Source organism: Pseudarthrobacter cremeus (assembly GCF_051857465.1).
GTDB lineage: Bacteria > Actinomycetota > Actinomycetes > Actinomycetales > Micrococcaceae > Arthrobacter.
The window spans coordinates 177,117-202,505 of sequence record NZ_JBPZHC010000010.1 but is presented as its reverse complement, the minus strand read 5'-3'; the positions used below and the strand labels follow the sequence as shown (position 1 = coordinate 202,505).

Sequence of the window (25,389 nt, the reverse complement as noted above, 5' to 3'; positions counted from 1 at the left end):
CTGATGTTGCCCTCCCCTTTAAAGCAACGCGGGGTCACTCCACGCTCAATCCTGGCCGCTCATCGGGCAACAAATGACCCCGCGTTGCTTTTAGTGTGACCGGATAACGCGGCGCGGGTGGGCCTAGGCTGGAGCCGTGACTTTTCTCGAACCTCTGACCCTGACCGGCAGGCACGTCATCCTGGAGCCCCTGCACCCGGAACATCACGATGGCCTGGTTGCGGCAGGCCAGGACGGCGGGCTCTGGAAGCTCTGGTACACCTCCGTTCCCGAGCCGGAGGGGATGGCCGCGGAGATCCAGCGCCGGCTGGCGATGCAGGAGAAAGGGTCCATGGTGCCGTTCACCACGCGCCTTATCGACCCCGCCACGGGCCGCCCGGGCCGCATCATCGGCATGACCACGTACTGCAATATCGACGCCGCCACGCCCCGGGTAGAGATCGGCTACACCTGGAATGCGGCATCGTCGCATGGCACCGGAACCAACCCTGACTCCAAGCTGCTGCTCCTCGGCCATGCCTTCGAAACCCTGGGCTGTCCCGCGGTCGAGTTCCGGACGCACTGGCTCAACCACCAGTCGCGGGAGGCCATCGCCAGGCTGGGCGCCAAGCAGGACGGCGTGCTCCGCAGCCACTCGCGGACCAGGGACGGCGTGCTCCGGGACACCGTGGTGTTTTCCATCCTGGAGCACGAGTGGCCCATGGTCCGTAACGGGCTCGAACACAGGCTCGCCAAGCACCGGTAGGGGTGCTTGGCGAGTTGGGTGGCGTTAGTTGCCGCGGCGCCCCTGTTAGGGGCGGGCCAACTGCTTAAGATTCACTGACGCGACCAGGGCCGCAGCATATTGAGCATGTCCCTCTTGGTTCGGGTGGAAGTTTCGGGGTTCGAAGGGATCCACTTGGGAAAGGAAAAGCCACGGGCTGAGTGTGTTGACCTCGTGGCCTGCAAACCTTGCCGTGACGTCTACATACTGGACCTGCGCCCCGTACAAGGTATTTGCCTCTGCAGCGGCCGATGCAATGGTGGCGTTCAGTCCCGCGGTTCCCGAGTTAATCAGCTCTTGCCGGTCCGCCGGAAGCACTGGGAAGCCGGCTGTATTGAACAGCATGGCGTAGCCAAGGACCACTATTCTGGCACGGGGAGCTTGGCTGTGAACGGCAGTAAAGGCAGCGATGAGGTTTGCGCGAACCTGCGGCAGAGCCTGCTGAGACGCCAGAACGGCTCCGCTGCAAGCATCCGACGTGGCCGCAATGCAGTTGAACAGAACATTGCTCACGCCGGCATCGTTAGCGCCCGCTGTCATGCTGACCAGTTCGGTGTCCTTGGAGAGATTGCCCTGCGCGGTCAGCTGGGCTATCTGATCCTCGACGCTGGTGACCCCGTCCCATGTCGGCTGTGCAAGGAGCGCTCCGTGGCATGCCGCGTTTTTCACCAGTACAACAGGGGTGGCCGTGTCCACCTTGTCGACGTAACCATTGGCAGTCTGCGTGCAGGGCAGCGTCGGCACGAAAGGGCCAGTCGCCGTCGTGCCTACGGTGTCCGCCCCGGTCCCCGCCGAGTACGAATCCCCGATCGCGACGTAATCGACGTCCCGCGGCGGTGGGGCTGTCTGGGCCGGAGCCGCGAGACTGACCGTCATAACAAGAGTGGCGAGGCCGGCCGCAAAGGTCGAGCGCCGCCGTCGTACTGTTGAAGCTGCCATCGAATTTCCCCTTTTTCTGATCAACGGAACAAAATGACACAGGCACGTAGTGTCACCGTACGCCTTCAGTGAGGGCCGGTCACTGGCACCGGGTACCTGATTTTCCTACCGGCTACCTGCCCGGGTACTTGCACGCCGGGCGTGCAGGTGGCTGCGGCCTTGTGGTTAGCTGGCCGAATGGAAAATGCCGGGGGAGCTGTGGGCTGGGACGGTGCCGTGAATGCGTGGCATGTTGCCGGCGGCGTCTTCCGGATGGGCCGCCGTGAGTGGCTCACGGAAACGGGCTGGCGGAACGCGTACGACGACGGCGTCCGCACGGTGGTGGACCTCCGTAACCCCCATGAGGCGCGGCGCCGGGACACCGATCCCTCCGTGGCCGGATCGGCTTGGTCCGGCGTCAGGATTGTCTCGGCCCCCACCGAGGAGCCCGACGATCCCCGGCTCTCCGCCGTCTGCGGACCTTACCTCAACGATCCGGCCCACTACCTGCATAATGTCCGGCTCTACCCGGAGAAATTCGTGGACCTGTTCCGCGCCATCGCGTCGGCACCAGCGGCAGTGGTCATCCACTGTGCGGCAGGCCGGGACCGCAGCGGGATGGTGGCGGCCATGCTACAGGACCTTGCCGGTGACTCTGACAGGCTGATCGCCGACGGCTACACAAAGGCGGCCCGCGGCATCAACGAACGCTACCGGACCCATGGCCCTCCCCACGCCCGCGAACGCTACATGGAGGACGACGAACTGGACCCTTTGCTGGAACGTCGCGGACGGGCGGTGGTGGAGTTCGCCCGGGGGCTGGACACCCGCTCGTTCCTGCTGGAGCACGGCCTGGGCGCAGCGGACCTGGCCGCCCTTCTAAAACTGCTGACACGTCAGGTACGGTTGTGACTGGTGTGACCCATGTGACGCCAGTGAGGTGACGGTGGCCCTGTTCGCGGCCCACGTCAAGGCGGACAGACGTGAGTGGGACGAACGGAAATGACGACCCGAATGAAAAAAGTTCTTGCCGCAGGTACCGTAGCCGGAGTTGCTGTTGCGCTCGGGCTTGGGGCCGTCCCGGCTGAGGCCTTTCCGGCTGCCGCTTTCCCGGTGTCGGCCGTTTCGGAAAGCCCGACGGCGGGCGAAACAGGGGCCGGCGCGACCTCCGTGAGCGCTCCGGAGGTTTCAAAGACAGGCCTTTCGAGCGCGGGCCTTTCAGAAGCCGGCCCTTCAGAAGCCGGCCTGAACGAGGCTGTCCTCCGGGATCTCGGCCTGACTCCTGAGGAGTTCAAGGCCGCCGGTGAGTTGGGCAAGCGCGCGGCCGAAGCGGTGGCCGCGCTCCGCGAGGTTCCCGGATACCTGGGGGTCCGGCTGCAGGACGCAAAGATCATCGTGACCGGCACGGGACCGGAACTGGGCGCGGCTGCAGCCAAACTCGCTGTGGCCATCCCGGGCCTCGAAATTGAATCCGCAGCGCCGGATGGACCGGCCGCCGCCCCCACGAACAGCGCCGTCCCCGCGGCACCGGCCCAGGGCCCCGGCCGCCCGGAGCTGGCGCTCACCACCGGGCAGCTCTTCCAGGACTACCTCCGCGAAGTGGGGCCGGAGGGACTGCAGGCGGTGGTCACGTCGGGCGGGAAGTTCGTTATCCGGACCGGCGGAACCAATGCCCCTGAGTCCGCGCCGGAAGCCGCCACCGGCCCCATTACCGGGACCGCAGGCGCCACGGGCACCGGAAAGATCTCCCCCTCGGAATTCGTCTCCAGGTATGCCAATGTATCGCTCGACGACGGCGCCCGGCTGGCGCCCGAGGCGGACCTTCCAGGGGGCCTGGGATACCGCGCGGATACCTGGGTCTGTTCCACCGGGTTCTCCGCCTTTGACCCGTCAGGCCTGCCTGCAGTCCTGACGGCCGGCCACTGCACCAATGACGGCGCCGCCAAGTCCGCAATCCTGGAATTCCAGGGTACGCCGGCCGGCCAGCTCGGACAGTTTGGTTTCAGCCAGTTCGGCGGCCCTGCCAATTCGCCGGTCCTGCGCCCCGGCAACCTTCAGGACCCGGGAAACGTGGGGACGGACATCGCCGTGATCGGCGACCTTCGCCAAGACCTGGACCCGTCGCCGGCCGCCAGCACCTGGGGCGCACCCCCTGCGCCGGACGTTAAAATCATCGGAACCGCGACCCCTGTCGTGGGCATGCCCGTCTGCCGCTCGGGCCGCTCCTCGGGCTGGTTCTGCGGTCACATAGCGGAGGTGGGGATCTTCGTAGCGGGAGGTGCCGGCTACGCCGCCAATCCGGCCGATCTTCGTGCGTTCACCGGCTTCCTCTCCTTCGACGTCCAGTCCAGCGGCGGCGATTCCGGCGGCCCGTGGCTCAGCGGAAACTACGCGGTGGGAACACACACGGCCGGTGACACTCCGGACAAGAACGGCAACGTCGTACAGAACTTCGCGGTGGCCACCACGCTGGAAGACGCCTTGAAGGTGTTGCCCGGCTACCAGTTGGAACTCTTCCTCAACAAGCCCGAACTCACCGGGCCGGCGGACCTCACGTTCGCCGCGGGCACGCGCATCACCGGGCGTGTTCCCGCAGCCCCTGCCACGGCGGTAGCGGCTCATTCAAAAGTCCGCATCACGGTTCCCGGCCATCAACCACTCGAGGTCCCGGTGGACGCCGCCGGCGAATGGTCCTTCACGGCTCCGCTGCCGGCCGGGCCCTTGACGTTCACCGCTGAAACGGTCAACGGTTTCAGCCGCTCCGGCACCGTCTCCCTGACCGCCGTCGTGGCGCCGGCGCCGCTCGCGGCCCCCACTATCACGACGCCGGCCGGTCAGCCCCTGACGGAACTCAGGAGCCTTGAGGGCAGGGGGGCGCCCGGGGCCACGGTGACGCTGACCGGCGATGTTGCGGGATCGGGAACGGTCGGTCTGGACGGGCAATGGTCGGTTTCCCTGACCGGTCCAACGGTTTACGGCAGCGTCGCGGCGGTCGCCGTGCTGTCGTCCCCGGGCCTGGCGGACAGCCCCGCGGCCTACGCCACATTTTCCGTGATCCCGCCGGCCCCCGTCCTGGCCGGCATCACCGACGGGCAGCACGTCAGGCAGGATCAGCTCCCGGAAACCATCGCCGGGAGCGGGGTTCGCGGCGCTGACGTGGCGGTGGTTATCGACGGACTTCCCGTGGCCAATGCCCGGGTCCTCGCGGACGGCCGTTGGAGCGTGCCGTTCCCGGCCGGGCTGGGCCTGGGCGCCCACACCGTGTCAGCCACGCAGGCCGTTGACGGAGTCACCTCTCCGCCGGCCGTGGTGTCCTTCACCATCGACGCCCCTGTGCCCGCCGCGTTAGCCCAGAGCCCGGCCCCGGCAGAAGCGCCGGCGGCCGCGGTGCAGGCCGCGCCAACCCAACCGACGGCTGCCGTTCCTTCCTCGCAGGGTGCCGTTACCCCGGCGGGTGACACCGCCGCCGTCGTCCGTTCCCCGGTGGAAAACCCGGCTGAAAATCTGGCCGCCACAGGCGCCAGCGGGCTGCTGCTGGCCGCCGCGCTGGCCGGCCTGGCCCTCGTGGCCGGCGGCGTGCTGTTGGCGCTCAGCCGGCGTCGGAAGCGGGCACGCGCCACCAACCGGTGATCCGGGAGCTAAGGAGCTACTTCCGGTCCATCAGCAGGTTGGTGATGCGCAGCGTGCACAGGCGCTGGCCGGCGTCGTTGGTAATCAGTACCTCGTGCGTGGTCAGCGTGCCGCCGAGGTAGATCGGCGTGGCCGTGATGGTGATCACGCCTTCGCGGGCGGAGCGGTGATGCGTCGCGGAAACGTCCACGCCCACGGCGGTTTTGCCCATGGTGCTGGCGTGGATGACGGCGGCCCAGGACCCCACGGCCTCGCCGACAGCCAGCGAGGCGCCGCCGTGCAGCAGCCCGAATGACTGCCGGTTGCCCTCCACAGGCATGGTGGCCACCACGCGTTCCACGGATTCCTCAACGATTTTTACGCCCATCTTCTCGTCAAGTTCGCCCAGCGTGATCTTCCACAGGTCCGCGGTGGAGGACCCTTTGGATGATTCCGTGGTCATGATGTCTCCTCAAGAAGTGGATGGCAGCTGCCCGAAAAGCCTAACTGCCAGTGTGCAGTACACCGCGGTCATGTACTGTAGACATGTTACCGAACGAACGGTCAGTAAAGCGCTGGCCGTGTGTGTTTGCCCCGCGTTGGAAGGACCCGTCAACGATGACCACCACTGCAACAGCCGAAGCCACACTCGAGACCGTCGAGACAGTTCCCAGTTTTGTGCAGGACTCGTGGTGGACTCCCGACGCCGCTGCGGCCGCCGACGCCGTCCCCGTACGGGATGCGAGCACAGGCGAAATCCTCGCCAAGGTGAGCACCAGCGGACTGGACCTTGCCGCCGTCGTGGATTACGGCCGCACCGTTGGCCAGACTGAGCTCGGCAAACTGACTTTCCACCAGCGCGCACTCAAGCTCAAGGAACTCGCGCAGTACTTGAACGCCAGGCGCGAGCACTTCTACACGTTCTCGGCACAGACCGGCGCCACCAAGATCGACTCGATGATCGACATCGACGGCGGCATCGGCGTCCTGTTCACCTTCGGCTCCAAGGGCCGGCGCGAGCTGCCCAACTCCCAGGTGGTGGTGGACGGCCCCATGGAGGTGCTGTCCAAGGACGGCTCGTTCGCCGGCGAGCACATCTACACCCGCATCCCGGGCGTGGCTGTGCAGATCAACGCCTTCAACTTCCCGGTCTGGGGCATGCTGGAAAAGCTCGCGCCCGCCTTCATCGCCGGGGTGCCAACCATCGTCAAGCCCGCCACCCCCACGGGTTATGTGGCCGCGGCCGTGGTGAAGGCCATCATCGAATCCAACATCCTGCCCAAGGGCTCGCTGCAGCTGGTTTCCGGTTCCGTCCGCGGGCTTCTGGACGTCCTGGACTACCGCGACCTCGTGGCCTTCACCGGATCCGCGTCCACTGCGCTTTCGCTGAAGTCGCACCCCAACGTGGTGCAGGGCGGGGTCCGGTTCACCTCCGAAACGGACTCGCTCAACGCCGCCATCCTCGGCCCGGACGCCGTGGAAGGCACGCCGGAGTTCGACGCCTTCATCAAGTCCGTGGTCACCGAAATGACCGTCAAGGCCGGCCAGAAGTGCACCTCGATCCGGCGCGCTATTGTGCCCGAGGCACTGGTGTCCGCGGTGATTGGCGCCATTGGAAAGCGCGTGGAGGAGCGAGTGGTCCTGGGCGATCCCCGCGCCGAAGGCGTGACCATGGGGGCGCTGGCATCGGTGGAGCAGCTCGCTGACGTCCGTGCCGCCGTGCAATCAATGCTCGACGCCGGCGGTGAGCTCGCGTACGGAACCCTCGATTCGCCGTCGGTCACCTCTGTGGGTGGTGCGACAGGAGTCGTGGACGCGGGCGCGTATATGTCCCCGGTGGTGCTGAGCTGGGACGATCCCGAGGCAGACGCAATCCACTCGCTTGAGGCGTTCGGACCGGTCGCCTCCGTCATCGGCTACAAGGACCTGTCCGACGCCGTCCGGCTCGCCGCGCGCGGCGGCGGCTCGCTGGTGGCCTCGGTCTGCACCAACGATCCCGACGTGGCCCGTGAACTCGTCACCGGCATCGCCGCCCACCACGGCCGTGTCCTGATGCTCAACCGTGAGGACGCCCGCAGCTCCACCGGCCACGGCTCCCCGGTCCCGCACCTGGTCCACGGCGGACCCGGCCGGGCAGGCGGCGGCGAGGAACTCGGCGGCATCCGCTCGGTCATGCACCACATGCAGCGCACCGCCATCCAGGGCTCGCCCAACATGCTGACCGCCGTCACCGGAGTGTGGCACACCGGCGCGGACCGGAACTTCACCGTGGAGACGGAGGGAACGCACCCGTTCCAGAAGCCGCTGGCAACGCTGCGCATCGGCGATGCCGTCCGGTCCGACCTGCGCCAGGTGACCCTTGAGGACATCACTGCCTTCGCCAACTCCACCGGCGACACGTTCTACGCCCACACCAACCAGGAAGCCGCGGAAGCCAACCCGTTCTTCCCGGGCATCGTGGCGCACGGCTACCTGCTGCTGGCGTGGGGTGCCGGGCTGTTCGTGGAGCCGGCGCCGGGCCCGGTCCTGGCGAACTCGGGCCTGGAGGGTCTTCGCTTCGTCACCCCGGTGTCCGCTGGTGATTCCATCCGGGTGACCCTGACCGCCAAGCGCATCACCCCGCGCGAGACGGACGAGTACGGCGAGGTGGCCTGGGATGCGGTCCTGACCAACCAGAACGACGACATCGTGGCCACCTACGACGTCCTCACCCTCGTGGCAAAGTAACCCCCGGCCCCGACGCTCTGGCACTTCCTGCATGTTTTTGGCGGACGCTCTTTCACCGCTTTGTGGGTGCTGCCAGAGCGTTTGGGGGATTCTGACGGGTGCTGCCAGAGGGTTGGGGGAATTCTGACGGGTGCTGCCAGAGCGTTTGGGGGGTGCTGGACGGATCTTTCCGGGCGGCCCAGGCGTAAGATTTCCTCCGTAGGAGGTGGCGAAATGAACCTAGCCCTGACCACTGCCACAACCATCCTGCCAGTCGATGATGCAGCGCGCGCCCACGGTTTCTACACCGAAAAACTGGGCCTCCCGCACCGCGGAATGACAGACGATGGAAGCGAATTACTCGGTACGGACGGCGGCCCTATGCTGCAGTTGATGCCGGTCTCGGACGGCAAGCACTCCGAGCACACCGCCCTGAGCTTCGAGGTGCGGGACATTGAGCGGATCGTCCGGGACATGGAATCCAAAGGGGTCCATTTCCAGGACTACGACCTGCCGAACCTGAAGACGGAAAACCACATCTGCACGACGGACTCCGAGAAGTGCGCGTGGTTCATGGACACCGAGCACAACATTTTGTGCGTCCATGAAACCCTTGGCGCGGCCCAGGTTGAGTATCAGCTCTGAGCTGGCGAATCGGCGCTGAGAATCTGCGCTGAGAATCGGCGAAGCAGCAGGAGGGCCGCCCCAGCGAACGGGGGCGGCCCTCCTGCCTGCCGACGCAAGGGCCCTTAGGACTCCGCGCCGCCGTGGAGGCCGTCGTCGCTGCTGTCATCCGACGGGCCGGTGCCGGTGTCGGTCAGGTCCATGTTGCCGCGCGCTTCCTCCATGGTGGGGCCGCCGCGGGGCACGCTGTACGTGTCGGGGCGGATCCCGTGGGACTGCTCCTCGATCAGCGCCTGCTCCTCGCTGAAGCGGATGACGTTCGCCTCGTCACCGGCGTCCCCCGGGCTGTTCTCCCTGAGCTTGGACGGATCGGGAATGATGAATCCGGGATCTGCCTCTTTAGGGTTCGTCATGACGTGCTCTCCTTTATTGGGGATTACTGGCCTCTCGGCCGTTCGGTGAGTTCGGCTTTCAGATCCAGGTTCTGGTCTCCGCGCTTCACCTTAAACCCAACAGTATCCCCAGGGTTGCGGTTCCTGAGCTCAGCCAGCAATTTCTCAGGGGCTCTCAGTTCCACGCCTTCCATGGTCTCCAGGACGTCACCGGGCCGGATCCCCGCACGCCCGGCGGGTCCGTCATTGTCTACGGACAGAACCACGACGCCGGCGGTGGCGTCTATGCCCAACTGCTCGGCAATCTGCCGGGTCAGTTCGCCGGGCGTGAGCCCCAGGTAGGCGTGCTTGACGGTGCCGTTCGCCAGTAATTCCTCGGCCACCTGTACGGCGGTGGCGGCGGGGATGGCGAAGCCCAGGGCCACTGCCCCGGACGACGGCGGTATGTAGGCCTCGCTGATGCCCACCACCTCGCCGCGCATGTTGATCACGGCGCCGCCCGAGTTTCCGGGGCTGATGGGGGCATCGGTCTGGATCAGGTCCACCAGGGACAGGCTGTCCTGGGCCGAGCCGGGAATGGACCGGTGCAGGCCCGAGATGATCCCCGCCGTCGCCGTGTTTTCGAAGCCAAGCGGTGAGCCCAGGACTACGGCACCCTCACCCACCTTGGGCAGCGTGCTCTGGTAGGTGGGCTTGGGCAGGCCGGTCCGTTCAGCCTGTACCAGGGCGAGGTCGGTCACGGCATCCGTTGCCTTGACCGTGCCGGCCACCCGTTGGCCGTCCGCGAAGGCGACCTCAACCTTGGTGCTGCCGCGGACCACGTGCTCGTTGGTGAGGATCAGGCCATCCGCCGAATACACCACGCCGCTGCCCAGGCCGCCGTCGGTGAAGATGGTCACCACCGAGGGGGCGAGGTCCTCCACGATCTCCGTGATCGGTGCGGCGGTGCCCTGGCCGGTACCCTGGCCGGAGTCCTGGGTGGTACCGGGAGCGGGGCCGGGTGAGGCCAAAGCGGAGGCCGCAGGGGATGCGGGCGAGGAAGCCGGAGACGGTGCCGGAGCAGGTGTCCCGGTACAGGCGCAGAGGCTCAGTGCTGCGCACGCCGCCAGGGCCCAGGCCCGACGGCGTGGCACGCTTCGGTGCGAAAAGCTGGCTGGCGGCTTCATTGACAACCTCCCGGCGGACGCTGGCTCCCGCATCAACCGTAGCCCGCGGGAACCGGGCGCCGCCACTCCCGGGGGCTGACTGTCAGCGCTGGGCGTGGAGCCCGTCGAACGCGATGGTGATGACGTCGTCGGCCAGTTTCTCGGGGGAGAGGGAACCGCCCGGTTTGTACCATTCCACGATTGAGTTGATGGTGCCGAACAGGAGCCGCGTCACCGTGCGGGGGTCGATGTCCTGGCGCAGTGAGCCGTCGTCGCGGGCGGCCGAAATCAGTCCGGCCACCTTGTGGTCGAAGGCGCGGCGGCGTTCCAGGGCGTCCCGTTCAATCTCCGTGTTGCCCCGCAGCCGCAGCAGCAGCGTGACGAACGGCAGCCGGTCCACCAGCACTGCCACTGTCTGGCGCAGCACGAATTCCAGGCGGGCGTCAGCCGGTCCGCTCTGCGCCTCGGGCTGGTCAAGAATCGCCTCGAGGCCCCCCAGTGCGTGGTCGAGGGCCAGCTTGAGCAGGTCGCCCTTTGACGGCACGTGGTGGTAGATCGCGGACTTGGAGATGCCAAGGTTCTCGGCGAGGATGCCCATCGAGGTGGCGTCGTAGCCGTGCTTGTTGAAGACGTCGACGGCGATCAGCAGCACCGATTGCTGGTCGTAACCGGGACGGCCGCGCTTGCTGGGGGCTGCTGTAGTGGGCATACCGGCTATTTTCTCATGAACGTTCGGTAATTCATGCAACGGCACAGGCAAAGACGGCGGCCTCACCGGGTGGGCCGCCGTCTGTCCGTTTCGCGCTAGCTGGCGTTTTCCTCCAGCGTGAGGTCGCGGTCGCGGGTCTCAGGGGCCTGGACCGCCTGGAACAGCGAGATGCCCACAACGATCATCATGTAGACGGCGATGGGCCAGTAGGAGTTCGTGGCCCACGCCAGCAGCGCGGAGCAGATGATGGGGGCGATGCCGCCGCCGAAGATCGCCGAGAACTCACGGGCGATGGCCACACCGGCGTACCGGTACTTGGAGCCGAACAGTTCTGCGTACATCGCCGACTGTGCCGCGATGCCGCCCTCAACCGCGAAGGTGAAGCCCACCGCGTACACCAGGGCAATCAGCCAGATGTTGCCGGTGCTGCTGAGCCAGAACGCCGGGAAGGAGAACAGGAAGAGGAAGGCCAGGATGAACACGTTGACGGGCTTGCGGCCCCAGCGGTCGGTGGCGCGTCCTGCAATCAGCGCCGCGGGGATGGCGAAGAGGCCGCCCATGGCCAGCATCTGCGGGATCAGGGCCTTGTCGATGTTGACCACGGAGATCAGGAACGTGCCCAGGAACGCCTGGTAGATGTAGGAGTGGGCGTGGGTGCCCATGTTGATCAGGAAGACCTGGCGCAGCGGGCGGCGGCCCTTCTTGAGGACCTCCGAGACCGGGGAAGCAGCCTCGACGTGTTCCTTCTTGAGTTCGGCGAAGACCGGGGATTCCTTCATGTTGCGCCGGATCAGGTACGCGGCAACGGTCACGATGGCGCTGGAGAGGAACACCAGCCGCCAGCCCCAGGATTCGAGGTCCTCGCGGGGCATCATCTGCACCAGGATCCAGGCGCCCGAACCGAAGACGGAGCCCACGGCGGCGCCGGCCCAGACCAGGGAGGTCATGGCGCCGCGCTTGCCCTTGGGCGCAAATTCGGCGAGCAGGACGACGGCGCTGGCCATCTCGGCGCCCGCGCCGAAGCCCTGGATGAAGCGCAGGACGGTCAGGAGGATGGGGGCCAGGATGCCCACGGATTCATAGGTGGGGAGCAGTCCCATGGCAAAGGTCGCGGTGCCCATGAGGGCCAGCGTGGCCACGAGGACGAACTTCCGGCCGATCTTGTCGCCGTAACGGGAGAAGAACAGGCCGCCCATGGGCCGGGCAATGAAGCCGACGGCGTAGGCGCCGAAGCTGGCGATGAAACCCACGGCGGGGGAGACGTTCGGGAAGAACAGGGTGTTGAAGATGATGGCCGTGCCGACACCGTAGACAACCATGTCGTAGTTTTCCAGGACGGTGCCGATGAAGCCGGCCCAGCCGGCGCGGCGCAGTTCGGCTTTGTTGGCTGCGGCGGGGTGGAGGGCGCCGTGGGGTGGGGCTCCTGTAGGCAAGGGCGTGTGCGTCATTGCGTTTTCCTGTTCTGAAGGGGGCGCCCACGACTGTGTTGGCGCTGTCCCACCCTAAAGGAAAAGGCAACTCAGTGCAACCGGTTGCCAATAACTTGGCAACAAGTTGCACTGAGTCCGGCCGGCTACCCCTTCGGCCGCAGGTCGTAAATGCGGCGCAGCTTGCCGTTGGACCGCTCGAGCGAGCCCGGGTCCACCACGTCCACGCGGCACGAAGAACCCACGTGGATCTTGATCTGCTCCTGCAAGGTGCGCGCCGCCGTCGTGCTCTGCTCGATGGTGACGGTCTCACGGCGTTCGATCTTGACCGTCATCTGGTCCATCCGCTGGTTTTCCGGGCGGGTGAGTTCGAGCTGGAAGTGCGGGCTGAGCTCCGGGATGCGGAGCGCGATTTCCTCGATCTGCGACGGGAAGACGTTGACCCCGCGGAGGATGATCATGTCGTCGCTGCGGCCCGTGATGCGGCCCATCCGGCGGTGCGCGGGGCGTGCCGTGCCAGGGAGCAGGCGCGTGAGGTCCTTGGTGCGGTAGCGGATGATCGGCAGTGCTTCCTTGGTGAGCGAGGTGAACACCAGTTCGCCGTGTTCGCCGTCGCGGAGCACGTTTTCCTTGCCGACTTCAGGGTTGAAGGCGTCGATGATTTCCGGGCGGAAGTGGTCCTCCCAGATGTGGCTGCCGTCCTGCGTCTCCACGGCCTCGCCGGCGACGCCCGGGCCCATGACCTCGGACAGCCCGTAGATGTCGCACGCCTTGATGTTCATGGTCACCTCGAGCTCGTGCCGCATCTCCTCGGTCCACGGCTCGGCGCCCAGGACTGCGTACTTCAGGGAGGTCGACGTCGGATCGATGCCCATGTGCGCCATGGCGTCGGCGATGGTCAGCAGGTACGTGGGGGTGGCCAGGATGACGTCAGGCTGGAAGTCCTGGATCAGCTGGATCTGGCGCTCCGTCTGCCCGCCGGAGATGGGGATGACGGTGCAGCCGAGTGCCTCGGCGCCTGCGTGGGCGCCCAGGCCGCCGGTGAACAGCCCGTAGCCGTACGCGTTGTGGACCTTCATGCCGGGCCGGACGCCGGAGGCGCGCAGGGAGCGGGCCACCAGTTTGGCCCAGTCGGCGAGGTCCTGTTTGGTGTACCCGACCACGGTGGGCCGGCCCGTGGTGCCGGAGCTGGCGTGGATGCGGGACACTTCGTTCTGAGGCACGGCGAACATGCCGAACGGGTATTCCTCGCGCAGATCGTCCTTGGTGGTGAAGGGGAAGTTGCCCAGGTCGCTCAGTTCGCGGAGGTCATTCGGGTGGACGCCGGCGGCGTCGAACTTGCGCTTGTAGAGCGGCACGCGGTCGTAGGCGTAGGCCACCGTGTGCTGCAGCCGGGCAAGCTGAAGGGTCTCGAGCTCGTCGCGGGAAATGGTTTCCTCGCGGTCCAGGACAGCGTCGGTTGCCTGGGTGGCGGCGGTCCCCTGCGTGGGGGATTCGGGGGCGTGGAGGGTCATGATTGTCCTACTTCTTGGGGATGGTGCGGCTGCGTCCGCGGAACTCAGCGATGAGTTCACCCGGCTGCTGCGCATCGGCGTCGGCGGCGAAAATCTGGATGTCGTACAGGCCGCTGCGCCCGGCGCTGGAGCGGCGGTCGGCGACGGCGGTGACTACCTGGCCGCGGAATGCCGGCTTGAGGAAGTTGATGTCGACGCCGGCGGCAACGGTGATGCTGCCGGCGTCGCCGGGGCCCGGGTTCACCGGGTTGCAGGCCAGGGCGAAGGCGGTATCGGCGAAGGCGAAGATCATTCCGCCGTGGGCCATGCCGAAGCCGTTCAGCATTTCCTGCCTGAGGGTCATGCGGATGGTGGCGTGCCCGTCGCTGAGCGCGAGGACCTCGATGCCCATCCATTCGGAGGCGTAGTCGTTTTCCAGGATGGGGTGTGTGGCCCCGGAGAGTGCTGCTTCAGCCATGCGTCATTGCCTCCAGCTTTATTTACCGAATGTTCATTAGGTAATCCCATCGGCCGGGTATGTGTCAAGGCCTGTCCGTGTTTCAAGGCCGCCACCACGTCCGCGATCCGGCCAAACGCTGCCGCATGCCCGGCGGAAAGTGCAAGGATGGTTGGACCTGCACCAGCACACCAAAGGGCGGACCATGGCCAAAGGCATTTACGTCAGCGCAACCACTCCGGGCTCGGGCAAATCGCTCGTGGCACTGGGGCTCGCTGACACCCTCCACCGGCATGCGGACCGGATCGGCTTCTTCAAGCCCGTTGTCCACGGCCCCGATGCCGCGAATGACCCCATGGTGGCGCTCATGAAGGCCCGCTTCGCGCTCGACGACGAAAGGTGCCGCGGCGGGTTGACGTTCGCCGAGGTGCGGGCCCTGCTGGCCGAGGGCAGGCGTGCCGACATCGATGCCCGGTGCGTGGAGATCTTCGCCGAGATTTCCCGGCATTGCGACGTGGTGATCGTGGAGGGGACGGACCTCACCGGCCAGGACGCCGCCGTGGAGTTTGACCTCAACGCCCGGCTGGCCAACAACCTGGCCGCACCCGTGGTTGCCGTGGTGGGCGCGAAGGGGCGGACCGTCGCGGAGACGGCTGCCGCCGTCGAGGTTGCCCGCAAAGAACTGGTGGCCGAGAAGTGCACACTGCTGGCCATCATGGTGAACCGCGCCGACCCCGAACTCCTCGAAGCGATCACCGCCGAGATCAAGCCGGGTGCCTCCAAGCGGCCGGTGTACGTGCTGCCGGAGCTGGAGGAGATTGCCCGCCCCACCACGGGCGAAGTTGCCACAGCCCTGGGTGTCCGCCAGATCGCCGGCCGGGCCGACATGGAACGCGACGTGCGGGACATCAAGGTTGCGGCCATGAACGTGGGCCACTTCCTGAACGTGCTCGATGAGGGCGCCCTGGTGATCGTCCCCGGTGACCGTGCGGACGTGATGGTGGCCTGCCTGGCGTCCTCGTTCTCACCCGAATTTCCGGTGCCCTCGGCGCTGATCCTGACCGGTGGCCTGGCCCCGGATGACAACATCTACCCGCTCCTGGCGCAGGCTCCCTTCCCGGTTTTTGCCACCACTGACGATACGTACACCACCGCCAAGCGCGTCTCCGAGGTCCGCAGCGAAATCTGGTCCGGGCACCGCCGCAAGGTGGCATCCGCGCTGGGCCTGTGGTCAAAGCGCGTGGACGAGGCCGAGCTGGTGGAACGCCTGCACCTGCCGCGCCCCGAACGGATGACCCCGCTGCGCTTCCTCCACGACCTCATTGAACGTGCCCGCTCCCAGCGCCGGCATGTGGTCCTGCCCGAAGGGACTGACCCGCGGATCCTGCGCGCCGCGGAAATCCTGCACCGCCGCGACGTCTGCGATCTGACCGTCCTGGGCCCGGAATCGGACGTCCGGGAGCTCGCCGCCTCCCGCGGGATCGACCTGTCCGGGATCAACATCGTGGACCCGGCCACGTCCGATCTCCGGCAGAAGTTCGCCGAAAAGTATGCGGAACTGCGGGCGCACAAGGGCGTCGACGTGCCCAAGGCCCTGGAAATCATGCAGGATGTCAGCTACTTCGGCACCATGATGGTCCAGCTCGGTGTGGTGGACGGCATGGTCTCCGGCGCCGCTCACACCACGGCGCACACCATCCGCCCGGCCCTGGAATTCGTCAAGACCCGCGAGGGCGTCAAGATCGTCTCCTCAGTGTTCCTGATGCTGATGCCGGACCGGGTTCTGGTCTACGGCGACTGCGCCGTGAACCCTGACCCCAACGTGGAGCAGCTTGCCGACATCGCGCTCGCCTCCGCCGAAACCGCCCAGCAGTTCGGCGTGGAGCCGCGGGTTGCCATGCTGTCCTATTCAACCGGTGGTTCGGGGGCGGGGGAGGCCGTGGACGAGGTCCGGCAGGCCACCGAACTGGTCCGGAGCCGCCGCCCCGATCTCGCCGTCGAAGGCCCCATCCAGTACGACGCCGCCGTGGATGCCTCCATTGCGGAGTCCAAGATGCCGGGCTCGTCCGTGGCAGGGCAGGCGACCGTTTTCATCTTCCCCGACCTGAACACCGGCAACAACACGTACAAGGCGGTGCAGCAGAGCTCCGGGGCAGTCGCCGTCGGGCCTGTCCTGCAGGGGCTCCGGAAGCCGGTCAACGACCTCTCGCGCGGGTGCACGGTGGAGGACATCGTGAACACCGTGGCCATCACGGCCATCCAGGCGCAGTCGCCGGCGTCGTAAGCGTTTCCAGGAGCAACGCGGGGTCACTCCACGCCCGATGTGGGTCCTTTATCGGGCGTGGAGTGACCCCGCGTTGGGGTGGCGGGTCAGCTGAGGCCCTTGCTTCTAGCCGTTCCCGTTGCGGCGGTTGTCGCGGGCCGCAGGGAGGTCGCCGAGACGGTCCACCTGCTCGGCCAGGGCGTCGATCACAGCGCGCAACTGGACCTGCGCCACCTTGGTGTAGGTGCGGACATACTCGATCTCCTGAATGGGGGTGGTGTACTCCGGTTCAGGGGCGGCCTGCACCGGAACGCCCTGGCGTGCAGCCACGGACTCCTCAGCGCGGCGCAGGATTTCGTTGTACTGGGTGCGGGCGCTGGAGACGAGGTCTTTCGAATACTGCTCGGCCTCGGACACAAACTTCTCCGCGAGCATCTGAGCCTGCGTGATGACCTTGACCATTTCGTCCTTCGCGGCGGGGCTGCCCGCCGCCGGATGACGCTCATCGGCTTCCAGTTGCTCCGCAACATTGCGAAGGAACTCGTGGACGGCGTTCCTGTCGTACCCGTGTCCCACTACCTCAAACGAGGCGTTGCGGATGTCGGAAGGGCTGATGCGGCCCTGGGGGCTAGCGGTGCTCATGATATACCTCTTCCTGGTCTTCGCCGGTGGCAGAGGAATTGTCCTCGACGCCGGCGTAGTCTTCGTATCGAATGTCGGCGCGCGGCGTGCCCGCGGCCGCGAGTTCGCTGATGGTGTGCCCCACCATCGCCGTCGATCCCGCCACGAGGGCCAGACGCCGGGATGCCTCAGGGTGTGCCGCGGCCGCGGTGCCCACATAGCCCCGGGCGCCCGGGAACGTCGCGTCGTCTGAGACGACCGGGTGGTAGCTGAACCACGGCTCCACAGAGGCCAGGCCGGCGAGCCGTTGCTGGTCGTAAAGGTTCCAGGGGACGCGTGCCCCGTGGAAGAGATCCACCCGCGGTCCTGTGCCATGCTCGTGCCACTGCTGCCGTGCGGCGTCGACCATCGCGGCCATCGGGGCGAGCCCGGTCCCGCCGGCAACCATGAGCACGTCCCGTGAAGCCTCGAGGGCGAGCTGGTCCCCCACGGGAGCGCCGATGCGCACTGCGTCGCCCACCTTGGTGCGGCGGACGGCAGCGGTGCTGAAGAGGCCGCCAGGGATCAGCTGGACATGCAGCTCGATTGTGCCGTCAGGGCGGGGAGCATTGGCGGGACTGAGGTAGCGCCAGGTCCGGGGGAGCGCGGGAACCTCCACCGCGGCGGACTGGCCGGGCGAGTAGGTGAAGCCGTCCGCCACACGGATCTCCAGGACTGTCACGTCCAGGCTGCGGCGCTCGACGGCGGTGACCTCGCCTTCCCACCACGGCGGCGTTGTGTCCGAGGCCTCCTCGGCAGCCATGACCATGACCTTGGCGATCAGTCCGTAGGCCTCGGCCCACGACTGCGCAACCTCTGGGGTCCATGCCGAACCGAGGTACTTCTCCAAGGTAGCGAGGAAGGAAGCCCCGACCATCGAGTATTGCTCGGGCTTGACGGAGAAGCGACGGTGGTCGCGGCCGAGCTGGCCGATGAACCCGGCCACCTCGTCAATCCGGTCCGCGTGGCTGACTATATGCCCGAGGGCGGCGAAGAGTTTGTCACGCTGCCCGGCCATCGACACCGGGAACATTTCGCGTAGCTCCGGGTGGGACATGAACAAATGCGAGTAGAAGTATAAGGGGACCTCGTCCCCTAGAGCGGCCGCTAAGGACCACGTCCTCTTCAGCCCACCGGCGTCCATCGAAAGGCCCTTCTGTTGGGGTCGGCGTCCGCCGGTTCCGGCGGAGCGGGCCCCCCACAGCACCCCGGCAAACCTACCGCATTCCCGACGGGAAGGTCCAATACACAGATGCCTCCGGCACTCGGTCCGGAAGCCCCTTTCCGGCACCCCCAATTGGACAGCGGCCGGCACTGCCTAAATAGGCCGACGCTGCTTTAAACGCACGACGACGGCACTCAAAAGAGTGCCGTCGCCGAGTCGAAGGTCAGCTGTTGTCCGGCTTGGCCAGACTGTCATCATCCTCTTGTTTGGCGGGCTCGTCGGACAGTCCCTGCGGAGTGAGATCCAGGTCCTCGGGGTTTTCCGGCGGCTCGGGCGCCTCGCCCACTTCCGCCGCCTTGAGGTTGCCGGTGTCGTCGAGGGCAGGGTTGGCGCCTTCGACGCCGGTGGGGTCCTTGGTGCCTGAGCCTGAGCCTGACTCCGATCCGGCTCCCGTGAGGGGCGCGGTGCTGCTGGACCCCGTGTTCGTGGGGTCGTTGTCCTCGGCTTGAGTGGTTTCGTTCGTCATGGAATGTCCTCTCGGCGTAGGTGCAGCTTGTCAGCCGACTCTAGGCGCAGCCGTCCCGTGTCCGCAAGGAACGTCCTGCCCGCGGCGGCAACTCAGTGCGGCAACTTATAGTGGGAGCGGTTGAACTGCAGAAGCAAGGCTCAGGAGGCCCCCATGCTCGTGCTCGTCATCAATTCCGGCTCGTCCTCGCTCAAGTACCAGGTGCGCGACGTCGCGGCCGGGTCGGTCCTGACCGAGGGCCTGATCGAGAAGATCGGGATGGGCAACGGCGGCGACGGCGACGGCGAGATCGAGGGGCCCCGGGACCATGCGGAGGCGTTGGAGCAGGTTGACGCGGCCATCCACCAGGAACTCGGCGAGCTCGAACTGGCAGCGGTGGGGCACCGGGTGGTCCACGGCGGCGAGCGGTTCGCAGAGCCGGTGCTGATCGACAACGAGATCACCCGCGCCATCGAGCGGCTGAACCCCCTCGCCCCGCTGCACAACCCGGCGAACGTGCTGGGCATCCGCGCCATCAGCAAGAAGTGGCCGGACATGCCGCAGGTTGCCGTGTTCGACACCGCTTTCCACCGCACCCTGCCTGAACACGCGTGGCGCTACGCTGTCCCGGACGAGCTTTACACCAACCACGGGATCCGCCGCTACGGCTTCCACGGCACCTCCCACGAATACGTCACGCACCGCGCCGCCGCGCTGCTGGGACTTCCCGTGGAAGAGTTCGACGGCGTGATCGCCCACCTGGGGAACGGCGCCTCCGTCACGGCCATCCGCGGCGGTCATTCGGTGGACACGTCCATGGGCTTCACCCCGCTGGAGGGCCTGGTGATGGGCACCCGCTCCGGCGATCTGGACCCCTCCATTTTGGTGTTCCTGGGCCGGGCCGGCTGGACCCCGGAGGACCTCGACACCATGCTCAACCGTGAATCCGGGCTGAAAGGCCTCGCCGGAAACAACGACATGCGCTCCGTGGTGGAAGCTGCCGAAGCCGGCGATGCCAAGGCCGCCACCGCGCTCGCGGTAACGTCCTACCGGCTCGCCAAATACATCGGCGGCTATCACGTGGCCGTGGGCGGCGCGAAAGCTCTCGTGTTCACGGCCGGCATCGGGGAGAACTCGCACCAGTTCCGCGCCCTCGTCGCCGACAAGCTGGGAGCCCTGGGGATAGAGCTCGACGCCGGCCTGAACGGCCAGCGGTCCAAGGAACCGCGCGTGATTTCCACGCCGGAGTCCGCCATGCCGGTTCTGGTGGTGCCCACCGACGAGGAGCGCGCCATCGCGGAGGCAACTGCCGCCGTCGTCCGTTCATCGGTCGCTTCGTAACCGCCTTTTCGCCGGCCCCAAGAAGGGCGTCGTGAGGGCCGCCGGCGGTTCTCACAGCGGGTCTTTGTGCCCTATGTCAGCCTCCGGGCCGGACCTAGCCTGAGATAGGCAGAGCAGCGCGGCCGCCTGCCGAATCCCGGGAGGCAAACAGTGAACTCTGCAAAGACAAGCATCATCGCAGGCATAGTCCTGATGGCGGTCGGCGGGCTGTTGCTGCTGGACCTGCTCAACGTGGTCGAGAGTGCCGCCTACATACCGGCGCTGATCTTCGCGGCGGCCGGGGTGGTTTTCCTGTCCGTCTTCAGCCGCAGCCGGGAGAACTGGTGGGCCGCCATCCCCGGGTCGGTGTTCCTCGGCCTGGCCGCGGTCATCACGGCAGCGCAGCTCACGGCCGGCCGCTCGGGCGCAGCCTTCCTGTTCCTGTTCATGGCCGCCGGATTTGCCGCAGTCTATTTGCGCGAGCAGGCTAACTGGTGGGCCCTGATCCCGTGCGGGGTGATGTTCACCCTGGCAGTCATCGTGGCACTCCCTCAAGGCCTACCGGGCATGACCGTACCTGCCATCCTGTTTCTTGGCCTGGCGGCCACCTTCGGTGTGCTTTCCCTTGTCCCGGTCAGGGCAGAGGGGCACACTGCCCGCATGAAGTGGCCCCTGATTCCGGCTGCCGTTCTCGCCGTTATGGGCGTGATCTTCGGGCTCCAGGCGGCGGCGCTGCTCATCTCCGGTGACTTCGCCGTCCCGGCCGTCATGATCCTGGCAGGGATCGCGTTGCTGGTCTACGCGTACTTCGCCCGGCACGACCGGCAGCACAAGGCGCCTGGCCAGCTGGGACCTCCGTATTCCCGGTAACGACGGACGTACCGGACGGACGGGGCCCGGACGTCCTAGGCCCGGCCCTTGAGGATCAGGTTCCAGTAGACCTGCGGGAAAACGTCCCGGTCCACCACCCAGGCGGCGCGGCTTTCCTTCCACAGGGGCACCTTGGGGATGGTGGGCATTGGCTGGTATGTGGCGTCGAACTCGGCAAACACAACGGTGGACCGGGACACCGTGAACGGGCACACCGCATAGCCGTCGTACTTTTCCTTTATTGGAGTGCCCTTCCGTGCAGCCACCAGGTTCTTCGCCAGCACCTTGGCCTGTTTGCGCAGCGCCCCGCCGCACTTGGAATTGGTGGTGGCGGCGGCGTCGCCCAGGGACCAGACGTTCGGATAACGCACATGCCGCAGGGTTTCCGGGTCCACCTGCACGAACCCGCCGTCGTCGCCGGCGGCCGGCAGATCCGTTGCCTTGAGCCAGTCCGGCGCGGACTGCGGCGGCACGGCGTTCAGGACGTCGTAACGCAGTTCCTCAGTGGAACCGCTGGCGTTGTCCCGGATCAGGACAGTCTGGGCGCTGGGATCCGCCGCGGTCACCTCGCTGTTGAGGCGAAGCTCTATGCCATACGCGCCGATCTTGCGGTCAAGCTCCTCATCCACGCCGGGTACCCCAAACACCGTGGGATACGGCTGGACCATCACCACGCGGATGTCCTTGAGGACACCCTGCTCCCGCCAGTAGTCGCAGGCCAGATACATGGGCTTCTGTGCCGCGCCTGCGCACTTCGCGGGGCCGGCCGGCATGGTGAACACCGCCGTGCCTGACTTGAGGCTGCTGAGCAGGGTCCAGGCCTTGGGTGCAAGGTCGAACTCGTAGTGGGACGCCCCGTGCGGCGATTGGACGGCCGCCGCCAGCCCGGGGACCATATCCCAGTCCAGCTGCAGCCCGGGGCAGACCACCAGTTGGCCGTACGTGAGCACCGTACCTGACGCCAGCGTCACCGTGTTGGCCGCGGCGTCGATGCCTGCGGCGCCGTCGCGGATCCATTCCACTCCCTGGGGAATGACCGAGGCCTGGGGGCGGATGGCCTCGGCCGCCTTCGCCCGCCCGCCGGCGATGTGGGAGAAGAGCGGCTGGTAGAGGTGGTGGTCTTTGGGTTCCACCACCGCGATGTCCTTGACGCCGTAGCGCTGCAGGCGGGCGGCCAGGGAAATCCCCGCGTTGCCGCCGCCAATGATCAGCACTTCGTGGTGCTTTTGGTCCGGCATTGCGCCTAGTCCTTCTCGGTCAGGGCGGATGCCTTGTGGGCGGCGCGGGCCCCGGTTTTGGCGGACTCCACAACGTACTGCGGTTCTGATTCAGTGGCCCGCTGCTGGTTCCCGTCCAGCTCGAAGTCGCTGGTCTTCTTCTCCACGATCTTCCCGTGGGTGGGGCCCTGCGGCGTGTTCCATTCCACGGACGTACCCTTGCGTAGCGACATCCCTGCTCCTTCGGCCGGACCCGGACCTGACACACAATAGTAAGCATGATGAGTTTCGCGGGTCACTGCCGAGGGGGTTATTTCAGGCCGGCACCCGGAAGCAGCTCGGTGGCGCCGAGTGAATCGGCGATGAAGGCGTAGTCCCAGGCCCGTTCGCGCCACTGGACGTACCGGCCGGACGCACCGCCGTGGCCGCCGTCCATTTCGATCTTCATCACGATCGGCTCCGTACCAGTGGTCTTGTTCCTCAGTTCCTGGACCCACTTGGCCGGCTCCACGTACAGCACACGGGTGTCATTGAAGGACGTGACCGCGGCGATCTTGGGGTAGGCCACCGCCCGCACGTTCTCGTACGGCGCGTAGGACTTCATGTATTTGTAGACCTCGGCGTCCGTGATGGGGTTGCCCCACTCTTCCCATTCCAGGGCAGACAGCGGCAGCTCCGGATCGAGGATGCTGGTCAGGGGGTCCACGAACGGCACCTGCGCCACCACGGCGGCGTACTTCTCCGGCGCGAGGTTGGCGATGGCACCCATGAGCAGCCCTCCGGCGGACCCTCCCAGCGCGGCAATCCGGGCCGGGTCAACCCAGCCGGACCTGGCCAGCCAGTCGGTGGCGTCCACAAAGTCGGTGAAGGTGTTCTTCTTGGTGAGCTTCTTCCCGTCCTCGTACCAGTGCCGGCCGAGCTCGCCGCCGCCGCGGATGTGGGCGATCACAAACACCACGCCCCGGTCCAGGAGTGAGAGCCGCGCAATCCCGAAACCGGGGTCCATGCTCAGCTCATACGAGCCGTATCCGTACACCAGGCCCGCCGCCGTCGAATCCTGCTTGACGGCCTTGTGCCGCAGCACCGACAACGGGATTTTGGTACCGTCCGCGGCGTCGGCCCATTCACGGGTGGCCACGTAGTCGGCCGCGGAGTAGCCGCCCAGCACGGGGCTTTCCTTGCGCAGCAGCAGTTCCCCGGCCGGCTGCGCCGGCGTAGGCAGCACGAAGTCGTAGACACGCGACGGCGTGAAGTAGGACGTGTATCCCAGCCGGATCACGGGGGCCTCGTAGTCGGAACCGCCCACCCCGGCCGTGTACAGCTCTTCGTCGAAGGCGGGCTCCACCGGTGCCTCCTGCGCGGGCGTGCCGAGCCCGGCAAGGCCCATCACCTGGACGCGTTCGATGGTGTCCTTGCGGACGGAAACGATCAGGTGCGTGGACGTAACGCCGGCGCCGTTGATACGGACGTCGTCGGAATGTTCGACGACGGTGTCCCAGTGCTGCTCGGCCAGCGGCTTGGTGAGCTCGGCCGGGTCAACGAGGGAGACCATGGAGTTCACGGCATTCCGGTTATGCGTGACGATGATGCGCTCCTGCTTTTCGCCGTCAGGTCCGGTCAGCAGGAACGGCTCGGCCTCGTAGAGCACGCGCTCGTCCCGCGAAACCACGGTGGTGAGGGCCGCCGCCGGGTCGTCAAAACGGAGCAGGCGGGTCTCGCTGTACTCGGAGCAGCCGATGCCCAGCACGAGGTGGCGCCGGTCGGAGGAGAGCTCAAAGCCCAGCCACATGGCGACGTCGTCCTCCTGGTAAATCACCTCATCATCGGTGACCGGCGTACCCAGCACGTGGGACTTGACCTGGTACGGGCGCCAGGACTCGTCCACCACGGTGTAGAAGATCCGCGTACCATCGGGGGAGAAACTGACGCCGTAGAAGACGTTCTCGATGACGTCCGGCAGGAGTTCGCCCGTGCGGAGATCCTTGATGCGGAGCGTGAAGCGTTCGTCGCCGGAGTTGTCCACAGCGTAGGCGTAGAGGTTCCCGTCCACCGTGACCGCCGAGCCGCCCACCGAAAAGAACGGCTTGCCCTCCGCCTCGATGTTGCCGTCCAGCAGCACCTCCTCGCCGGGGATCCCGACGCCCGCCTCCACGGCCGGGGGAGTCCAGTCGGCCACGGGGTTGCCGGTGTCCGCGGCCCTGACGCGGCACTGGATGCCGTACTCCTTGCCCTCGACCGACCGGCTGAAGTACCACCAGCCGTCCTTCCGGTTTGGGACAGACAAGTCTGTCTCTTGGGTGCGGCCCTTGATTTCCTGGAAGATGGCCTCGCGCAGCGGCTCCTGGTGCGCGGTGACCGCCTCCTGGTAGGCGTTCTCGGCCTTCAGGTGCTCCACCACCTCGGGGGATTCCTTTTCGCGCAGCCACTCGTAGTTGTCCACGAAGGTGTCGCCGTGGTGCGTCCGCTCGAGCGGAACCTTCTTGGCGACGGGAGGCGCTGCCGGCGCGGGGGAAGCGGCGGCGGCGGAACTGGCGGAATCCTGCAGCGGAGTCTGGGTCATTCCTTCAATATATAGAGCCGGACCGACAATGGCGGCTGCGTTCGCTACCGGGGGAGCCCGCCCCGAAACGCTCTTTCACTTCCTGCGGCTTTTCCGGCGACGCTCTTTCACTTCCGGCACCAGGCCGCGGTTCCCTGCGCCCGCTCCCGGACGGCTGTGGCCCCCGGAAGGTGCCAGAGGGTTTGGGAAAACACGGCAGAAAGTGAAAGAGCGTTGGAACCGGGTGGCGGCAAATTGTCCTAGAGCGAAAAAGACGGACAGGCGTATCCTGATCACGCGAAGGCGCACCCGCCCAGCGTGAGAGGGGAAGTTCCATGACCATCCCGCCAGTGCACGAACCCGAGCCGTTCCCGCCGGAACCCGGCCCTGACCCGTTTTCGCCGGATCCGACCCAGCCGGGGCACCCGGGTCCGGAGCGGCCAAGCCCGGTCCCGACCCCGGAACCGCCGGGACCGCTGCCCGTCCCCGACCCGGGCCCCGCCCCACTCCGCCCGGACCCGACGCGGAGCTGACCCGGCGCAACACTGACACCACGCAAACTGAGCCAGCGCGGACTTTCCCTGCGCAGGCCTCAACGTGTTGAAGG

The 25,389-nt window shown here is 66.7% G+C and carries 22 protein-coding genes; 8 read left to right on the top strand and 14 right to left on the bottom strand.

All coding sequences use genetic code 11. From position 1 onward, the window contains the following. The first annotated feature begins 136 nt into the window (after nucleotides 1-136). Nucleotides 137-745 carry a GNAT family N-acetyltransferase gene (locus tag ACS5PJ_RS18080; protein WP_439436238.1) on the top strand — a complete coding sequence of 203 codons (609 nt, stop codon included), beginning with the start codon at nucleotides 137-139 and terminating at the stop codon, nucleotides 743-745. Between the two features lie 45 nt (nucleotides 746-790). Here ACS5PJ_RS18080 and ACS5PJ_RS18075 read toward each other — a convergent pair whose 3' ends face one another. Beyond that, a complete protein-coding gene (locus tag ACS5PJ_RS18075) occupies nucleotides 791-1,639 on the bottom strand; it encodes an SGNH/GDSL hydrolase family protein (protein WP_439436258.1) in 849 nt (282 codons plus the stop codon). Nucleotides 1,640-1,879: 240 nt separating this feature from the next. Between ACS5PJ_RS18075 and ACS5PJ_RS18070 the strand changes: the two genes are divergently transcribed. Both ACS5PJ_RS18070 and ACS5PJ_RS18065 read left to right on the top strand, forming a co-directional pair. Further along, nucleotides 1,880-2,593, top strand: coding sequence for a tyrosine-protein phosphatase (locus ACS5PJ_RS18070; RefSeq protein WP_439436237.1), 714 nt, complete (start codon nucleotides 1,880-1,882; stop codon nucleotides 2,591-2,593). A gap of 102 nt (nucleotides 2,594-2,695) precedes the next feature. Then, nucleotides 2,696-5,311: a S1 family peptidase gene (locus ACS5PJ_RS18065; protein WP_439436236.1), complete on the top strand. Its 2,616-nt coding sequence runs from the start codon at nucleotides 2,696-2,698 to the stop codon at nucleotides 5,309-5,311. 16 nt (nucleotides 5,312-5,327) lie between these two features. Here ACS5PJ_RS18065 and ACS5PJ_RS18060 read toward each other — a convergent pair whose 3' ends face one another. Then, on the bottom strand, nucleotides 5,328-5,753 hold the full coding sequence (locus ACS5PJ_RS18060) for a PaaI family thioesterase (protein ID WP_439436235.1): 426 nt from the start codon (nucleotides 5,751-5,753) through the stop codon (nucleotides 5,328-5,330). Nucleotides 5,754-5,908: 155 nt separating this feature from the next. On the opposite strand from ACS5PJ_RS18060, the gene paaZ reads away from it, so the two are divergent. Further along, a complete protein-coding gene (gene paaZ / locus ACS5PJ_RS18055) occupies nucleotides 5,909-8,017 on the top strand; it encodes a phenylacetic acid degradation bifunctional protein PaaZ (protein ID WP_439436234.1) in 2,109 nt (702 codons plus the stop codon). Nucleotides 8,018-8,230: 213 nt separating this feature from the next. Further along, nucleotides 8,231-8,641 (top strand): VOC family protein, encoded by a 411-nt coding sequence (locus ACS5PJ_RS18050; protein WP_439436233.1) that lies wholly within the window; start codon nucleotides 8,231-8,233, stop codon nucleotides 8,639-8,641. 104 nt (nucleotides 8,642-8,745) lie between these two features. Here the strand turns inward: ACS5PJ_RS18050 and ACS5PJ_RS18045 are convergent, their stop codons facing one another. The 6 genes from ACS5PJ_RS18045 to paaI form a co-directional block, all read right to left on the bottom strand. Continuing rightward, nucleotides 8,746-9,033 (bottom strand): hypothetical protein, encoded by a 288-nt coding sequence (locus tag ACS5PJ_RS18045; protein WP_439436232.1) that lies wholly within the window; start codon nucleotides 9,031-9,033, stop codon nucleotides 8,746-8,748. A gap of 23 nt (nucleotides 9,034-9,056) precedes the next feature. Next, nucleotides 9,057-10,178 (bottom strand): S1C family serine protease, encoded by a 1,122-nt coding sequence (locus ACS5PJ_RS18040; RefSeq protein WP_439436231.1) that lies wholly within the window; start codon nucleotides 10,176-10,178, stop codon nucleotides 9,057-9,059. A gap of 82 nt (nucleotides 10,179-10,260) precedes the next feature. Then, nucleotides 10,261-10,866: a TetR/AcrR family transcriptional regulator gene (locus ACS5PJ_RS18035; RefSeq protein ID WP_439436230.1), complete on the bottom strand. Its 606-nt coding sequence runs from the start codon at nucleotides 10,864-10,866 to the stop codon at nucleotides 10,261-10,263. Between the two features lie 95 nt (nucleotides 10,867-10,961). Continuing rightward, complete coding sequence (locus ACS5PJ_RS18030) at nucleotides 10,962-12,314, bottom strand: MFS transporter (protein WP_439436229.1); 1,353 nt, start codon at nucleotides 12,312-12,314, stop codon at nucleotides 10,962-10,964. Nucleotides 12,315-12,439: 125 nt separating this feature from the next. After that, a complete protein-coding gene (gene paaK, locus ACS5PJ_RS18025) occupies nucleotides 12,440-13,807 on the bottom strand; it encodes a phenylacetate--CoA ligase PaaK (protein ID WP_439436228.1) in 1,368 nt (455 codons plus the stop codon). Nucleotides 13,808-13,814: 7 nt separating this feature from the next. Beyond that, nucleotides 13,815-14,264: a hydroxyphenylacetyl-CoA thioesterase PaaI gene (paaI, locus tag ACS5PJ_RS18020; protein ID WP_439436227.1), complete on the bottom strand. Its 450-nt coding sequence runs from the start codon at nucleotides 14,262-14,264 to the stop codon at nucleotides 13,815-13,817. 184 nt (nucleotides 14,265-14,448) lie between these two features. Between paaI and pta the strand changes: the two genes are divergently transcribed. Further along, nucleotides 14,449-16,527, top strand: a complete 2,079-nt coding sequence (pta, locus tag ACS5PJ_RS18015; RefSeq protein WP_439436257.1) for a phosphate acetyltransferase — start codon at nucleotides 14,449-14,451, stop codon at nucleotides 16,525-16,527. 105 nt (nucleotides 16,528-16,632) lie between these two features. Here the strand turns inward: pta and ACS5PJ_RS18010 are convergent, their stop codons facing one another. The 3 genes from ACS5PJ_RS18010 to ACS5PJ_RS18000 all read right to left on the bottom strand — a co-directional run bounded on the left by ACS5PJ_RS18010 (nucleotide 16,633) and on the right by ACS5PJ_RS18000 (nucleotide 18,857). Then, a complete protein-coding gene (locus ACS5PJ_RS18010; RefSeq protein ID WP_439436226.1) occupies nucleotides 16,633-17,148 on the bottom strand; it encodes a DivIVA domain-containing protein in 516 nt (171 codons plus the stop codon). Then, nucleotides 17,135-18,310, bottom strand: coding sequence for a globin domain-containing protein (locus ACS5PJ_RS18005; protein ID WP_439436225.1), 1,176 nt, complete (start codon nucleotides 18,308-18,310; stop codon nucleotides 17,135-17,137). The genes ACS5PJ_RS18010 and ACS5PJ_RS18005 overlap by 14 nt, the downstream gene beginning before the upstream one ends. 244 nt (nucleotides 18,311-18,554) lie before the next feature. Continuing rightward, nucleotides 18,555-18,857, bottom strand: coding sequence for a hypothetical protein (locus tag ACS5PJ_RS18000; protein ID WP_439436224.1), 303 nt, complete (start codon nucleotides 18,855-18,857; stop codon nucleotides 18,555-18,557). Between the two features lie 153 nt (nucleotides 18,858-19,010). On the opposite strand from ACS5PJ_RS18000, the gene ACS5PJ_RS17995 reads away from it, so the two are divergent. Beyond that, on the top strand, nucleotides 19,011-20,177 hold the full coding sequence (locus ACS5PJ_RS17995) for an acetate kinase (protein ID WP_439436223.1): 1,167 nt from the start codon (nucleotides 19,011-19,013) through the stop codon (nucleotides 20,175-20,177). Nucleotides 20,178-20,327: 150 nt separating this feature from the next. Continuing rightward, the gene (locus ACS5PJ_RS17990; protein WP_439436222.1) at nucleotides 20,328-21,026 is read left to right on the top strand and encodes a hypothetical protein; all 699 of its coding nucleotides are present in this window, start codon (nucleotides 20,328-20,330) and stop codon (nucleotides 21,024-21,026) included. Nucleotides 21,027-21,061: 35 nt separating this feature from the next. On the opposite strand, the gene ACS5PJ_RS17985 is transcribed toward ACS5PJ_RS17990, so the two are convergent. The 3 genes from ACS5PJ_RS17985 to ACS5PJ_RS17975 form a co-directional block, all read right to left on the bottom strand. After that, a complete protein-coding gene (locus ACS5PJ_RS17985; RefSeq protein ID WP_439436221.1) occupies nucleotides 21,062-22,264 on the bottom strand; it encodes an NAD(P)/FAD-dependent oxidoreductase in 1,203 nt (400 codons plus the stop codon). A gap of 5 nt (nucleotides 22,265-22,269) precedes the next feature. After that, entirely contained in the window at nucleotides 22,270-22,476 is a 207-nt protein-coding gene (locus ACS5PJ_RS17980; RefSeq protein WP_439436220.1) for a hypervirulence associated TUDOR domain-containing protein, read from the bottom strand. Nucleotides 22,477-22,553: 77 nt separating this feature from the next. Beyond that, complete coding sequence (locus ACS5PJ_RS17975; RefSeq protein WP_439436219.1) at nucleotides 22,554-24,803, bottom strand: S9 family peptidase; 2,250 nt, start codon at nucleotides 24,801-24,803, stop codon at nucleotides 22,554-22,556. Nucleotides 24,804-25,389 lie beyond the last annotated feature (586 nt).